This window comes from Zobellella endophytica, from assembly GCF_003012775.1.
In the GTDB taxonomy this organism is placed as follows: Bacteria; Pseudomonadota; Gammaproteobacteria; order Enterobacterales; family Aeromonadaceae; genus Oceanimonas; species Oceanimonas endophytica.
In genome coordinates this window covers 52,538-65,051 of the sequence record NZ_PXYG01000007.1, presented here as the reverse complement: position 1 = coordinate 65,051, position 12,514 = coordinate 52,538, and the positions used below count along the sequence as shown (strand labels likewise).

General features: G+C 65.6%; 14 protein-coding genes. 6 read left to right on the top strand and 8 right to left on the bottom strand.

The window, feature by feature from the left end:
• Positions 1-51 precede the first annotated feature (51 nt).
• Together C7H85_RS14855 and C7H85_RS14850 are read left to right on the top strand one after the other, a co-directional pair.
• Positions 52-1,158, top strand: coding sequence for a 1-acyl-sn-glycerol-3-phosphate acyltransferase (locus C7H85_RS14855; protein WP_106730480.1), 1,107 nt, complete (start codon positions 52-54; stop codon positions 1,156-1,158).
• Positions 1,159-1,176: 18 nt separating this feature from the next.
• Entirely contained in the window at positions 1,177-2,061 is an 885-nt protein-coding gene (locus tag C7H85_RS14850; RefSeq protein ID WP_106730479.1) for a LysR substrate-binding domain-containing protein, read from the top strand.
• 467 nt (positions 2,062-2,528) lie between these two features.
• Here C7H85_RS14850 and C7H85_RS14845 read toward each other — a convergent pair whose 3' ends face one another.
• The 4 genes from C7H85_RS14845 to C7H85_RS14830 are packed head-to-tail and all read right to left on the bottom strand — an operon-like array spanning position 2,529 to position 6,425.
• Positions 2,529-3,368 carry a 23S rRNA (adenine(2030)-N(6))-methyltransferase RlmJ gene (locus C7H85_RS14845; protein ID WP_106730478.1) on the bottom strand — a complete coding sequence of 280 codons (840 nt, stop codon included), beginning with the start codon at positions 3,366-3,368 and terminating at the stop codon, positions 2,529-2,531.
• Between the two features lie 10 nt (positions 3,369-3,378).
• The gene (locus tag C7H85_RS14840; RefSeq protein WP_245879683.1) at positions 3,379-3,810 is read right to left on the bottom strand and encodes a TIGR02444 family protein; all 432 of its coding nucleotides are present in this window, start codon (positions 3,808-3,810) and stop codon (positions 3,379-3,381) included.
• On the bottom strand, positions 3,807-5,705 hold the full coding sequence (locus C7H85_RS14835; RefSeq protein WP_106730477.1) for an ABC transporter ATP-binding protein: 1,899 nt from the start codon (positions 5,703-5,705) through the stop codon (positions 3,807-3,809). Before C7H85_RS14835 ends, C7H85_RS14840 begins: the two co-directional genes overlap by 4 nt.
• Positions 5,706-5,735: 30 nt before the next feature.
• Entirely contained in the window at positions 5,736-6,425 is a 690-nt protein-coding gene (locus C7H85_RS14830; RefSeq protein WP_106730476.1) for a cupin domain-containing protein, read from the bottom strand.
• 60 nt (positions 6,426-6,485) lie between these two features.
• Here C7H85_RS14830 and C7H85_RS14825 point away from each other — a divergent pair, with 60 nt between their 5' ends.
• Together C7H85_RS14825 and C7H85_RS14820 are read left to right on the top strand one after the other, a co-directional pair.
• Positions 6,486-6,686 (top strand): YheV family putative zinc ribbon protein, encoded by a 201-nt coding sequence (locus C7H85_RS14825; protein ID WP_106730475.1) that lies wholly within the window; start codon positions 6,486-6,488, stop codon positions 6,684-6,686.
• Positions 6,687-6,957: 271 nt separating this feature from the next.
• A complete protein-coding gene (locus C7H85_RS14820; protein ID WP_106730474.1) occupies positions 6,958-7,470 on the top strand; it encodes an FKBP-type peptidyl-prolyl cis-trans isomerase in 513 nt (170 codons plus the stop codon).
• 61 nt (positions 7,471-7,531) lie between these two features.
• Here C7H85_RS14820 and C7H85_RS14815 read toward each other — a convergent pair whose 3' ends face one another.
• Both C7H85_RS14815 and C7H85_RS14810 read right to left on the bottom strand, forming a co-directional pair.
• The gene (locus C7H85_RS14815) at positions 7,532-7,747 is read right to left on the bottom strand and encodes a SlyX family protein (RefSeq protein ID WP_106730473.1); all 216 of its coding nucleotides are present in this window, start codon (positions 7,745-7,747) and stop codon (positions 7,532-7,534) included.
• Positions 7,740-8,732, bottom strand: a complete 993-nt coding sequence (locus C7H85_RS14810; protein WP_245879682.1) for a WD40 repeat domain-containing protein — start codon at positions 8,730-8,732, stop codon at positions 7,740-7,742. Before C7H85_RS14810 ends, C7H85_RS14815 begins: the two co-directional genes overlap by 8 nt.
• A gap of 107 nt (positions 8,733-8,839) precedes the next feature.
• Between C7H85_RS14810 and fkpA the strand changes: the two genes are divergently transcribed.
• Entirely contained in the window at positions 8,840-9,619 is a 780-nt protein-coding gene (gene fkpA / locus C7H85_RS14805; protein ID WP_106730472.1) for an FKBP-type peptidyl-prolyl cis-trans isomerase, read from the top strand.
• A gap of 27 nt (positions 9,620-9,646) precedes the next feature.
• On the opposite strand, the gene C7H85_RS14800 is transcribed toward fkpA, so the two are convergent.
• Entirely contained in the window at positions 9,647-9,979 is a 333-nt protein-coding gene (locus tag C7H85_RS14800; RefSeq protein ID WP_106730471.1) for a GIY-YIG nuclease family protein, read from the bottom strand.
• A 50-nt stretch (positions 9,980-10,029) separates the two neighbouring features.
• On the opposite strand from C7H85_RS14800, the gene C7H85_RS14795 reads away from it, so the two are divergent.
• On the top strand, positions 10,030-10,740 hold the full coding sequence (locus tag C7H85_RS14795) for an SIMPL domain-containing protein (protein ID WP_106730470.1): 711 nt from the start codon (positions 10,030-10,032) through the stop codon (positions 10,738-10,740).
• A 1-nt stretch (position 10,741) separates the two neighbouring features.
• On the opposite strand, the gene C7H85_RS14790 is transcribed toward C7H85_RS14795, so the two are convergent.
• On the bottom strand, positions 10,742-12,493 hold the full coding sequence (locus C7H85_RS14790) for a protein-disulfide reductase DsbD (RefSeq protein ID WP_106730469.1): 1,752 nt from the start codon (positions 12,491-12,493) through the stop codon (positions 10,742-10,744).
• Between the last annotated feature and the right edge of the window lie 21 nt (positions 12,494-12,514).

Here is a 12,514-nt window from a genome sequence, read left to right as displayed (position 1 = left end):
CCAAAGAGTGTAGAATCTGGGCGTTTTTTGTCCCCTAGAACCAAGGCTGTCATGGTTTCCGACACTGATGTATTTAAAGAAATCCGTCCCTACCGGGACGATGAGGTCGCTGGCGCCATCCAGCGGCTGATCCGCGACGACGAGTTTATCGGCGCCATCGCCAAGTATCGCTTTGCTGCCCTGTCCCGCTGGGGCGGGGCCGCCATCAGATCCCTGATCCGCCTCTACCTCGGCTGGCGCTGGCGCAAGGTGAACAGCATCCGCCAGGTACAGCTGGAAGTGGCGACCTACATGGAAAAGATGATCGCCAACACCACCTCCGGCGTGACCTACTCCGGCCTGGAGCAGCTCAAGCCGGGGGTGGGCTACCTGTTCATCTCCAATCACCGGGATATCGCCCTGGATCCGGCGTTCGTCAACTGGGGCCTGCACAGCCACGGCCTGGACACGGTGCGCATCGCCATCGGCGACAACCTGTTGCGCAAGCCCTGCGCCACCGAGCTGATGAAGCTGAACAAGAGCTTTATCGTCAAGCGCTCCGCCAGGGGGCCACGGGAGATGATGAAGGCATTCAGCGAGCTGTCCGCCTACCTGCGCCATTCCATCGACGACGGCCATTCCATCTGGATAGCCCAGAAGGAAGGGCGGGCCAAGGACGGAGACGACAAGACGGACCCGGCCATCCTCAAGATGTTCTACATGGAAGGCAAGCGGCAGAAGATCCCGTTCAACGACTATATCGGCAGCCTGAACCTGGTGCCGGTGTCCATTTCCTATGAATACGATCCCGGCGATCTGGCCAAGGCCCGCGAGCTGCACGCCAAGGCCACCCACGGCGCCTACGAGAAGAGCGAGTTCGAGGATATCCAGAGCATAGTGCAGGGCATCGTCGGCCAGAAGGGACGGGTGCACGTGACCTTCGGCCAGCCGGTGCACGGCGACTTCGACAATGCGGACGAACTGGCCGCGGCCATCGATCGGGAAATCCACGGCAACTACCACCTCTTCCCCAGCAACCTGCTGGCCGCCGGCCAGACCGCTCAGGTGGATCCGGCGGCGGTCGAGGTATTCGAGCGCCATATGGCCCAGATCCCAGGCGAGCTGCGTGAGCGGGTGCTGTCCATGTATGCCCGGCCGGTGCTGAACAAGGGGCTCTAGGCAGAGCGGGAGGAGGGGGTGCGGCGACTGACGGCAAGCCGGCTGAGCGGGTTGCGGGTATTCGCGGTGGCGGCGCGCCACCAGAGCTATTCCGCCGCCGCCACCGAGCTGTGCGTGACCCAGGCGGCGGTGAGCCAGCAGATCCGCAACCTGGAGCAATCCCTGGGCTGCCGTCTGTTCCATCGCAGCGGGGCCAGCATGCTGCTGACCGGGCAGGGAGAACAGTTGCTGCCCTTTGTGGAGCAGGGGCTGGCGTTGTTGCAGCAGGGACTGGAACACCTCGGCACGCCGGACAGCGGCCCGCTGTCGATCAGCGTGTTGCCGTCGCTGGCGGCCCGTTGGCTGATGCCCCGGCTGTGGCGTTTCACCGAGGCCCATCCCGGTATCGAAATCCGGCTGCAGCCCAGCCAGCAACTGGCCGACTTCGGCGCCGGCAAGACCGACCTGGCCATCCGTTACGGCCTGGGCGACTACCCGGAACTGGCCTGCGAATACCTGATGGCGGACACCGCCTTTCCGGTGTGCAGCCCGCAGCTGGCGCCCCGGCTTCGCCGTATCGAGGATCTGGCCCGGGTGCCCCTGGTGGCGGGCCCCGAATACGCGGGTGTCAGCTGGGCCAACTGGCTGGCGCTGGCGGGCAAGCAGGCGCTGCTCGGCCAGTGCCGGCAACTGGTGGTGGACGACGGCAGCCTGGGGCTGGACATGGTACTGGCGGGGCAGGGGGTGGCGTTGAGCCGCTCGGTGCTGGTGGAGGATTTGCTGCGCGAAGGCCGGCTGTGCCGCCCCTTCGCCCCTGAGCTCAAGCCCCTGCACCAGTACTACCTGGTGTGGCGCCCCGACTCGCCCCGCCGGTTGCAGATCCGTACCTTCTGCGACTGGCTGCACGGGGAAGCCGGAAACTAGATGTTTTCCGCTTCCCGCCTCCAGCCTGACTCTTGGTTACAAGTCTGACAGTCTGTGATTTGACGCAGAGAAGAGGCAACAGGGCCGCCTCCTCCGACACGCCGCAAGTACATCCATGTAGGCTCTCATATGCCATCCCTGGCATGTGACGGTCGGCGGAGGCCATCCCTGTTGCCTCTTTTTCAAGCCCCGCAGCCGTCTGAAGGTGGTGCCAACAGGCGGCTGCGGGGCAGTTAGGGAGGACAAAGGGCACAACTCAGCCGGCCTTCTGTTTCAGGGATGAAACAGAGAGCGTACAGGGAGGTATTCATAGCGTGTTGGCGGAGTTGTGCCCTTTGGCTGACGGTCTACACCTCATCAAACGTCAACAAAAACTTGTGACCAAGAGTCAGGCCTGCAAGCTTCCCGCTTCCCGCTTCCCGCTTCCCGCTTCCCGCTTCCCGCTTCCCGCTTCCCGCTTCCCGCTTCTAGCTTTCGGCTTCCAGCTTCCAGTTCCCCTGTCCGTCCTGGCCCAGGCACTCCGCCAGCCGGGGCAGCAGTTCACCCAGTTGCTCGCCCAGCTTCCAGGGCGGGTTGAGCACCATCATGCCCGAGCCATGCATGCCGAAGTCCTCGGCCTGGGGGCCGACGCTGAGTTCGGCGCACAGCACCTGCTCGAAGCCGCAGCGGGCCAGGGCCTGCTTGAGGCCGGCACTGCGATCCGCCTGCTTCGCCAGCAGCGGATACCAGATGGCATAGATGCCGATGGGCCAGCGCTGGCGGGCCTTGTTCAGGGTATCGGCCACCCGCCGGTAGTCTTCCTTCAGCTCGTAGGGCGGGTCGATCAGCACCAGGCCGCGCCGGGGGGTGGGCGGCAGCAGCCCCACCAGGCCCTCGAAACCGTCCCGGTGGTGGATGGCCACTCCCTCGCCGCCCAGGTTGTGGCGCAGGTTGTCCACCTCGTTGTTGTGCAGTTCCATCAGCACCAGCCGGTCCTGCGGACGCTGGAAGTGCTCCGCCACCTTGGGCGAGCCCGGGTAATAGTCGAGCCGGTCGCCGTCGTTCATGGCCTGGATGGCGGCGAAGTAGCCGGCCAACTCCGGCCATTGCTCGCGCTGCTGCCACAGGGGGGCGATGCCACCCAGGTATTCCGCCTTCTTCCGGGTCCATTCGTGGTCCAGGGCGTAGCCGCCGGCGCCGGCGTGGGTGTCGATATAGCAAAAGCCCTTGTCCTTGGCACAGAGGGCCTCGAGGATCAGGGACTGGACGGCGTGTTTCAGGACGTCGGCGTGGTTGCCGGCGTGAAAGGCATGGCGATAGCTCAGCATGAAATGGGTCCTAGCCTGCGAGTTTCAGCTGCCACAGGGGCGCGTCGGCCACCTGCAGCCGGGTAAGGTAGTCGAGCAGGGCGCCGCTGCCGGGCACGGCGGGGTGCCACTCCAGCACCTGCAGCAGCGCTTCCTGCTGCCAGCGCTCCAGCTCCAGCTCGTGCTGCAGCAACTGGCCGTAGTCGTCTTCATCGAGTTTGTCCTTCAGTCGGCGGCGCAGTTGCCGCCACTGGCCGAACAGGCCCCGACGGGCCTCGAGCGCCGGCAGGAAGCGGGCCGGATCCGTGGTCAGGCCCAGCTCTTCCAGCAGCAACAGCAGCAGCAGCAGGTTGACGTTGGCACCGTGTTCGTCCTGCAGTTGCAGGCAGGCCTGGGCCACCCCGGGGCGGCCGTAGTGCTGTTCGCTGAATTGCCAGAGGTCGTCGGCGCTGATCGGGGTCACTCTTGCTCCAGGGTGTCCAGTTGTGCCTGCCGCTCCAGCCACTCGGCTTCGGCGTCGGCCAGTTGTTGCTGCAAGGGGGATTGGGCCTGCAACAGTTGCTGCAGCCGGACCTTGTGTTCGGCCTGGTAGATGTCCGGATCGGCGAGCTGTCGCTCTATATCGGCCAGTTGCTGCTGGCAGTGCTCCATCTGGCTTTCCAGCCTGGCGATGGCCTTGCGCAGCGGCTGGCTCTGCTGGCGCAGCTCGGCCTGGCGGCGCTTTTCCGCCTTGCGGGCCTGGGCGGAATTGTCGCCGGCCGGGGTGCTTTGTGCCGGCTGTTCGGCCTTGTCCTGCTCCACCAGCCACTGGTGGTAGTCGTCCAGGTCGCCGTCGAAGGGCAGCACCCGGCCGCCGTCCACCAGATAGAACTCGTCGGTGGTGGCGCGCAGCAGGTGGCGGTCGTGGGATACGATCACCATGGCGCCTTCGAATTCCTGCAGCGCCAGGGTGAGCGCCTCGCGCATGTCGAGATCCAGGTGGTTGGTGGGCTCGTCGAGCAACAGCAGGTTGGGCTTCTGGTAGACGATCAGCGCCAGCACCAGCCGCGCCTTTTCGCCGCCGGAAAAGGGGCCGACCGGCTCCTTCACCTTGTCGCCGCGAAAATCGAAGCCGCCCAGGTAGTCGCGCAGGCTCTGTTCGGTGGCACGGGGATCGAGCCGGGCCAGGTGGGTGAGCGGCGACTCCTCCGGGTGCAGGCTTTCGAGCTGGTGCTGGGCGAAATAGCCGAGGGCGATGCCCTTGCTCGCCTCGAGCTTGCCCGAGAGCGGTGTCAGCCCGCCCGCCAGCAGCTTGATAAAGGTGGACTTGCCGGCGCCGTTGCGCCCGAGCAGGCCGATGCGGGAGCCGGGCACCAGGTTGAGCTTGATCTCCGACAGCACCGGCTGGCCGCCGTAGCCGGCGGCCAGCTTTTCCATGGCGATCAGCGGCACCGGCAGGCTGGCCGGCGGACGGAAACTGAAGCTGAACGGCGAGTCCACGTGGGCGGGCAGGATGCGCTCCATCTTTTCCATCGCCTTGAGCCGGCTCTGGGCCTGCTTGGCCTTGCTCGCCTTGTAGCGGAAGCGGTCCACGTAGCTCTGCATGTGGCTGAGCGCCCGCTGCTGCTTCTCGAACATCGACTGCTGCAACGCCAGCTGCTCGGCGCGCATGCGCTCGAAGTCCGAGTAGTTGCCGGTGTATTCGTTGAGCCTGTCGTTCTCGATATGGATGACGCGATCCACCACCGCATCGAGGAAGTCCCGGTCGTGGGAGATCAGGATCAGGGTGCCGGGGTAGCTGTTGAGCCAGCGCTCGAGCCAGAGCACCGCGTCCAGATCCAGGTGGTTGGTGGGTTCGTCCAGCAGCAGCAGGTCGGAGCGGCAGATCAGCGCCTGGGCCAGGTTGAGGCGCATGCGCCAGCCGCCGGAAAAGGCGCTCACCGGGCGGGACTGGGCCTCGTTGGCAAAGCCTAAGCCGTGCAGCAGGCCGGCGGCGCGGGCGTGGATATGATAGCCGCCGTGGGTCTCGAGGCGGCCGTGCAGCTCGGCGATAGCGATGCCGTCGTGGCGGGTCTCGGCCTGTTCCAGCTCCCGGCACAGCCGGCGGTATTCCCGGTCGCCGTCGATCACGTAATCGAGCGCCGAACACCCCAGGGCCGGGGTTTCCTGGGCCACGCTGGCCAGTTGCCAGTCGGCGGGCAGGCTGAACTGGCCGCCGTCGATGCCGAGTTCGCCCTTGAGCAGGGCGAACAGGGTGGATTTGCCGCAGCCGTTCTTGCCCACCAGGCCCACTTTCTGGCCGCCGTGGATGGTGGCGCTGGCGTCTTTCAACAGGGGGCGGCCGCCCCGGAGCAATTCAATCTGGCTGAGGATAATCATAATGGCCCGGCATCCGACAAAAACGGCATTTTACCCGGTTTTGCCACCCTGATGACAGGGGGTACCCAGCCAATGGCGGCAATCCTGTTCAAATTGCGGCATGGAGCTGAAACCGTGGTCCCGGAGCAACCGGTCGAGTCCCTCGCCCCGGGCCAGATCCCGCAACACCAGCAACAGCGTCGCCTGGCGCCGCCAGCTGTCGGCGTCGCAGCCGAAGCGCTGGCGAAAGTCGGCCTGCAGCGCCGGCGGCAGCGAGAACGCCGCCGGGCTGGCGCCGACCAACTGGTGCAGGGGCGGCTGGGCGTCGAACGGCAGCAGGTCATGGGGCAGCAACTCGTCGTACAGCGCCCGGCACAGGCGGCCATGGGCGCCTTGCCACTCCCGGGGGCCCTGCCAGTCGGCCAGCCTGCCGGCGATGGCGGCCAGCAGGACGGAAGGCGACAGCCGGCCGGCCTGCCCGGGTTGCGGCAGGCGCGGGGATAGCGTCACCCGGCTCAGCACGGTACCGGCGAAACCGTGCCAGGCGAAGAGGGTGTCGGCGGGCAGGAAGGCCGCCTCCCCGGCGGTCAGCGGATAATGGTGTCGGCCCAGCTGCAGCAGTCCCGAGCCCCGGTGCACCAGCAGCAGGACGCCCTTGAAGTGGCGCTGGCGCTTGCCCGGTTGCAGGTGGGTCAGGTGAAGGGATTGGTGATGGATGCTGTAATGGGCGTCTTTGGTCATTGTAGTCGGTTCGGTTTTGGCGGAGAATTCGGATCAATGTCGTATTGAAGGTGTGTAGCCATGGAAACCCGTCGTAAAAAGCGTTTTATCGCCGGTGCCGTGTGTCCCCAGTGTCAGGCCATGGACACCATGATGCTGTATCTGGAGCATGGTGTCGAGAAAGTCGAGTGCGTGAGCTGCGGCCACAGCCAGAGTCAGACCAAGGCCGAGGTGGACGAAGCCGGGGGCGGCGAGGTCATCGGCCTGTTCCGGCCGGAATAGCGCCGCTGCCTGGCCGAGCGGGCCGGCTCCGTTGCTCGTCCTTTATGCAGTCGTGCGGGGCCCGTCTTCCCAGAATGGACCCGCTCGGCTAAACTGGCTCTTGGCAGAGCAAGTATTTCATTCCCTGTGTTATCTTGAATTCTGCCAATCCATGGCCCTTCGGGGCCATCTTTATTTTCCGCTGTGCCCCCGCTTTCTCCCTGGCGCCACGTTTCATCCGGCCCGGCCATCATGTATGCTATGCCCCAAATTCACGAGCAGGGCCTATCCCATGAAAGTATCCCAAAACACCGTGGTAACGCTGGATTTCACCGTTTCCAACGCCAACGGCGAAGTTCTCGACTCCACCGAGGGCAAGCAACCGCTGCAATACCTGCACGGCACCGGTTACCTGGTGGCCGGGCTGGAAGCGGTGCTGGACGACAAGGTGGCCGGTGAAGACTTCGAGGTGACCCTGGCGCCGGAGCAGGCCTACGGCGAGTACGACAGCAGCCTGGTGCAGTCGGTGCCCGGCGAGCTGTTCGACGGCATGGAAGTGGCCGAAGGCGACACCTTCGTGGCCGAAACCGATGATGGCCATCGCCCGGTGACCATCATCGAGGTAGCGGAAGAGTACGTGAAAGTCGACGGCAACCACCCGCTGGCGGGCATGACCCTGGCCTTCAAGGGCGTGGTGCGCGAAGTGCGCGCCGCCACCGAGGAAGAGCTGGCGCACGGCCATGTGCACGGCGAGCACGGCCATGATCACGATCACGAGGGCGGCTGCTGCGGCCACCACCACTGAGCCATGAGCATGCATTAAAAAAGGCGCTTCGGCGCCTTTTTTGCTTTCCACTTTTTTCCTTTCAGTAGTGGGGCGGCGGGGTTTCCTCCGCTTGGCTGGCCAGTTGGCCGGGTTGCAGCTCCTTGAATTTCTTGACCATCAGGCTGAGCTGGGTCTTGAGCCGGACAATTTCGTTGCCCTGGGCGGTGATTTCCTGGTTCAGCTGTTCGATGGTGTCATCCTGGAAGGCCAGCCGGGTTTCCAGCTGTTCGAGGCGGTGGAGCAGGTCTTCATTCATGGCGTGATTCTCTTTGACTGAGGGCCCAGGTTTCACCCAGGCCGGCGGAGCTGATGCTGTAAATCTGTTGCGGATTGACGAAGGCCACCCCGTATACCATGGCACTGGCGGGCCTGAGCCGGGTATGCAGCCCGACCTGCAGGCTGTCGAGCAGCCGGCCGTCGTCCAGTTGCCACAGCTGCAGCCGGCGCGCGGTGCCGCCGGTCAGCAGCCGATCCTGCTCCGGATCGAAGCGGGCGCTGATGAAGGTCTGGCCGCGCCCGGGCACCTGCAGGGCCGCCAGCGGCTCGCCGGAGGGCAGCCGCCAGAGCTGGCCGCCGCCCTGGGCATCGGCGCTGAAGGCCCGGCGCCCTTCCTCGTCCAGCCGGACCAGGCTGACGCTGTGCGCATGGGGCAGGCGGGCCAGGATGGCCGCATCCCCGGTTTGCCAGAGGATGGCTTCGCCGTCGTGGCTGCCCGTCAGGGCCAGGCGGCCATCGGCAGAGAGGTCGACCGAGTTGATGCGGTCCCGGTGGCCCATGAACAACAGCCGGCGGCCGCTGGTCAGATCCACGAATTCCGCTTCCCCGTTGTGGTAGCCGAGCAGCACGGCCCGGCCCCGGTCGGCGATGGCCAGGGCGCGCAGGGGATGGTTGAGCCGGTAGAAACCCCGGTTGCGGCCGGTGGCCAGGGACCAGAGCGCCAGGGTGTCTTCGGTGGCGGTGGCGGCGGCCTGGCCGTCCGGCGAGGTGGCCAGCAGCACGATATCCTGCTGCGACTCGCCCTGGTACCAGTGGTAGAGCGGCTCGGCATCGCCACGCTGCCATACCTGGACCGGGCTCGGCCCGGTGGATATCAGGGTAAAGCGGCCGTCGGCACTGGTGTCGGCGGCCAACACCGTGCCTTCGGCGTAGCGGCTCTGGCCGAACGGACGGGGGCCGGCATCGCACCCGCTCAGCAGCAGTAATGTGACGCACAACGCTGTTGACAGCAGGGAGTTCGGCATTTTTGTTCGCTTGGGCTTTCGCATCGGCAAGTGGAGACGTTAGTATAGGTTCCGAGTGTTAAGCATCTCATTTTCCATGGGGTTTTTCCCCTGATCTGGAGTTAATAATGAAAAAACTGTTGCAAGTCAGCTTGCTGGCCTCCGCGGTGCTGGTGGGCCTGAGTGGTTGTAAGGAAGAGCAGGCGACGGCGCCCGCCCCGGCGGTCGAAGCGGCGCCGGAACTGACCAGTTTCGAGGACAAGTCGGCGTATGCCATCGGCCTGTCCATGGGACGCTACATCGGCTCCACCCTGGAGAAACAGCAGGAGCTGGGCGTCACCCTGAACAACGACATCATACTGCAAGGGGTGAAAGACGGCTTTACCGATGGCGGCCAGATGAGCGACGAGGAAGTGCAGAGCGCGCTGATGGCCTACGACGAGCACATCAACGGTCTGATCGAGACCCAGGCGAAAGAGCAGGCGGCGGTCACCCTGGAAGAGGGCAAGACCTTCCTGGAAGAGAATGCCAAGCGCGACGGCGTCGAAGTGACTGAATCGGGGCTGCAGTATGAAGTGCTGACCCCGGCCGAGGGTGACAAGCCGGCGGCGGAAGACGTGGTGACGGTGCACTACACCGGTACCCTGGTGGACGGCACCCAGTTCGACAGCTCCGTCGAGCGTGGCGAGCCGGCGAGTTTCCCGCTCAATCAGGTGATCCCGGGTTGGACCGAAGGCGTGCAGCTGATGTCGGTGGGCTCCAAGTACAAGTTCGTTATTCCCGCCGAGCTGGCCTACGGCGAGTCCGGTGCCGGTACCATCCCCGGCAATGCGGTGCTGATCTTCGAGGTCGAGCTGCTGGATATAGAGCGCGACGACCAGGCGGAAGCGGTGGCCGGGCAGGAATAATGTGGCCGGGTTGTTGTCAGCGGCGCCTCAGGGCGCCGTTTTTGTGTCTGCGGCCAACAGCCGCTGCCAGAACTCGGGTTGGCGCAACAGCTGTTCTTTGCGGGTCCGGGGCAGCCGTTTCAGCCTGAGCTCCAGGCGCAGGGCCTGGGATTGATCCGCCACCGGGCGCTGCCAGACCAGTCGGGCCGGACGACGGGCCCAGACATAACGGGAGGCCCGGCCTGCCTGCCGGTTGTGCTCGCGGCAACGGCGCTCGGGATCCAGGCTGATGCCGGCATAGAGGCTGTCGTCCCGGCAGCGCAGCAGGTAAATAAACCAGATTTTGGGGCCGGATCCCGGTTCGGTCGCGATTTCATCCATTACAATCAGTCGGTCGATAATAATAAAACGGGATCATAGCGGGGTTGACCATGAATAGAAATGACAGCGGCCCGGCCCTGGTGCTCGGCGGCCTTGTCGCCCTCGGGCTGGTGTGGGGCGGCAGCTACCTCAAGGACGCGGTGCAACTGTGGAAACAGGCGGAGCGGGTGGTGGCGGTCAAGGGACTGGCCGAGCGGCAGGTCCGGGCGGATCTGGTGCTGTGGCCGCTGAGCTTCTCGGTGTCCGCCGACAGCCTGGCCGAGCTGTACCGTGCCATCGATGCGGACAAGAACAAGATCACCGCCTTTCTCGGCCAGGCTGGTTTCACGGCGCAGGAGCAGCGCTTCGCCGCCCCGGTGGTGCAGGATCTGTGGGCCAACCAGTTTGGTGAGCAGCGTCCGCCCCAGCGCTACCGGGCCGACGCGGTGCTGCTGGTGCGCAGCAACCAGGTCGAGCGGGTGAAGCGCACCCAGCCGGCCACGGCGGAGCTGGTCAGCCAGGGGGTGCTGCTGACCCAGAGCTATGAGCATAAGACCCAGTACGTGTTTACCGGCCTGAACGACATCAAGCCACAGATGATCGCCGAGGCCACCGCCAACGCCCGGGAAGCGGCCCAGCAGTTTGCCAAGGACGCCGAAGCGGAGGTCGGGGGCATCCGCTCGGCCCAGCAGGGCTATTTCTCGGTGACGGATCTGGACAGCTATACCCCGGATATCAAGCAGGTCCGGGTGGTGACCAGCGTCGAATACCTGCTGGAATAATTCAGTCGGCCAGGCGGTGGCGGGTCAGGTGCTCGGCGAAGGGCGCGGCCGCCATAAAACCGGTGATACGGCTGCCGGCGGGTTCCTGGCCATCGCCGTGGTAGAACACCAGGGTCGGCAGCCCCAGTACCCCGAGCCGGTTCAGCAGGGCGAGATCCTCGGCATCGGTGGCGGTCACGTCGGCCTGCAGCAATACCATCTGCGCCAGCCGCCGGGAGACCTCCGGCTGGCGGAAGGTCTTCTGCTCGAAGTCCTTGCAGGCCACGCACCAGTCGGCATAGAGGTCCAGCATCACCGCCTTGTTCTGCTCCCGGGCCAGTTGCAGCTGGCGGTTCAGATCCGCCGTGGTTTTTACCCGGATGAAGGCGGGTTTTGCCGGATCCGGCTCGCCGGCGCCGCCGAACTGTTGCCAGCCGCCCAGCAGCAGGGAGCCGGCGGCAAACAGCAGGACGAAGGACGCCAGGGCGCGCCGGGCCGAAGGCGGGCGGCGGCGGACATGGCGGACGACATAACCCGTGCCGGCAATGGCGAGGGCCAGCCACAGCCAGCGGCTCAGCTCGGGGCTGAGCAGCCGTTCCAGCATGATGATGGCCACCGCCAGCAGGCCGAAGCCGAACAGCACCTTGACCTGTTCCATCCAGGCGCCGGCCCTGGGCAACAGCCGGCCGCTACCGGCCGCCAGCAGCAACAGGGGCAGCCCCATGCCCAGGCTCAGCGCATAGAGGGCCAGCCCGCCCAGCCAGAGATTGCCGCTCTGGGCCACGTACAACAGGGCGCCGGACAGGGGTGCCGTGGTGCAGGGGGAGCAGACCAGGCCGGAGATCATGCCCATCAATGCCACCCCCGGCGCCGAGCCGCCCCGCCGGCGGTTGGCCAGTTCGTGCAGGCGGCTCTGCCAGCTTCCGGGCAGGCGCAGCTCGAACAGCCCGAACATCGACAGGGCCAGCACGCCGAACAGGGCGGCCATGGTAACCAGCACCGCCGGATGCTGCAGGGCGGCCTGGGCCCTGAGGCCGGCGGAGGCGACCACCAGCCCCAGCAGGGTATAGGTGAGGGCCATGCCCTGAACATAAACAAAGGCGAGCCAGAGCGAGCGGCGCGGGCTCAGCCTGCCGGCGCCGGCGATCAGGCCGGTTAAAATCGGATACATGGGAAAGACGCAGGGGGTAAAGGCCAGCCCCAGCCCCAGGGCGAAAAACAGGCCGACCCCGAGCCAGGGCCCCCGGGCCCCGAGGGCGGCGGCGAAGCGCCCCTGGGCACTGGTATCCGTCGCGCCGCCATCTCCGGCCGGCTGTGCCATGTCGGCCCGGGTCTCGTGCAGGTTCAGGGATAATCGCTGGGGCGGATAACAGAGGCCGGTGGTACAGCCCTGGTAGCGGAAGCTCACCCGGCTCTGATCCGAGACCTGCTCCAGGGAGATGCGCAGCTGCAACTGCCGGTAAAACACCCGGCTCTGGCCGAAATATTCGTCTTGGTGCGGCGTGCCCGGAGGCAGGGTCCATTCTCCCAGGCGGACTTGCTCGGGTAGCACCTCGATGCTGTGGCGATACAGGTAATAGCCGGGAGCGATGGTGGCATCGATGAGCAGCAGGTCGCCCTGGCGGCGGCTGTCGATGACAAAAGCCTGCTCGACCCGCAGGAACTCGTCCCGGGCCGGGGCGGCGTCGCCGATGCCGAGGCGCTCGAGCAGGCCGGCCTGGGCCAGCGGCAGCCATAAACAGAGAATAACAAGACAGAGGCGGCGTAACATCATTTATCCATCTGGCACATGCGA

Coding starts and splice junctions, on each gene's coding strand:
- C7H85_RS14820 (WP_106730474.1), top strand. CDS start 6,958: ATGAAAGTATCCCAAAACACCGTGGTAACGCTGGATTTCACCGTTTCC.
- C7H85_RS14815 (WP_106730473.1), bottom strand. CDS start 7,747: ATGAATGAAGACCTGCTCCACCGCCTCGAACAGCTGGAAACCCGGCTG.
- C7H85_RS14810 (WP_245879682.1), bottom strand. CDS start 8,732: ATGCCGAACTCCCTGCTGTCAACAGCGTTGTGCGTCACATTACTGCTG.
- C7H85_RS14845 (WP_106730478.1), bottom strand. CDS start 3,368: ATGCTGAGCTATCGCCATGCCTTTCACGCCGGCAACCACGCCGACGTC.
- C7H85_RS14795 (WP_106730470.1), top strand. CDS start 10,030: ATGAATAGAAATGACAGCGGCCCGGCCCTGGTGCTCGGCGGCCTTGTC.
- C7H85_RS14830 (WP_106730476.1), bottom strand. CDS start 6,425: ATGACCAAAGACGCCCATTACAGCATCCATCACCAATCCCTTCACCTG.
- fkpA (WP_106730472.1), top strand. CDS start 8,840: ATGAAAAAACTGTTGCAAGTCAGCTTGCTGGCCTCCGCGGTGCTGGTG.
- C7H85_RS14800 (WP_106730471.1), bottom strand. CDS start 9,979: ATGGATGAAATCGCGACCGAACCGGGATCCGGCCCCAAAATCTGGTTT.
- C7H85_RS14790 (WP_106730469.1), bottom strand. CDS start 12,493: ATGATGTTACGCCGCCTCTGTCTTGTTATTCTCTGTTTATGGCTGCCG.
- C7H85_RS14835 (WP_106730477.1), bottom strand. CDS start 5,705: ATGATTATCCTCAGCCAGATTGAATTGCTCCGGGGCGGCCGCCCCCTG.
- C7H85_RS14825 (WP_106730475.1), top strand. CDS start 6,486: ATGGAAACCCGTCGTAAAAAGCGTTTTATCGCCGGTGCCGTGTGTCCC.
- C7H85_RS14855 (WP_106730480.1), top strand. CDS start 52: ATGGTTTCCGACACTGATGTATTTAAAGAAATCCGTCCCTACCGGGAC.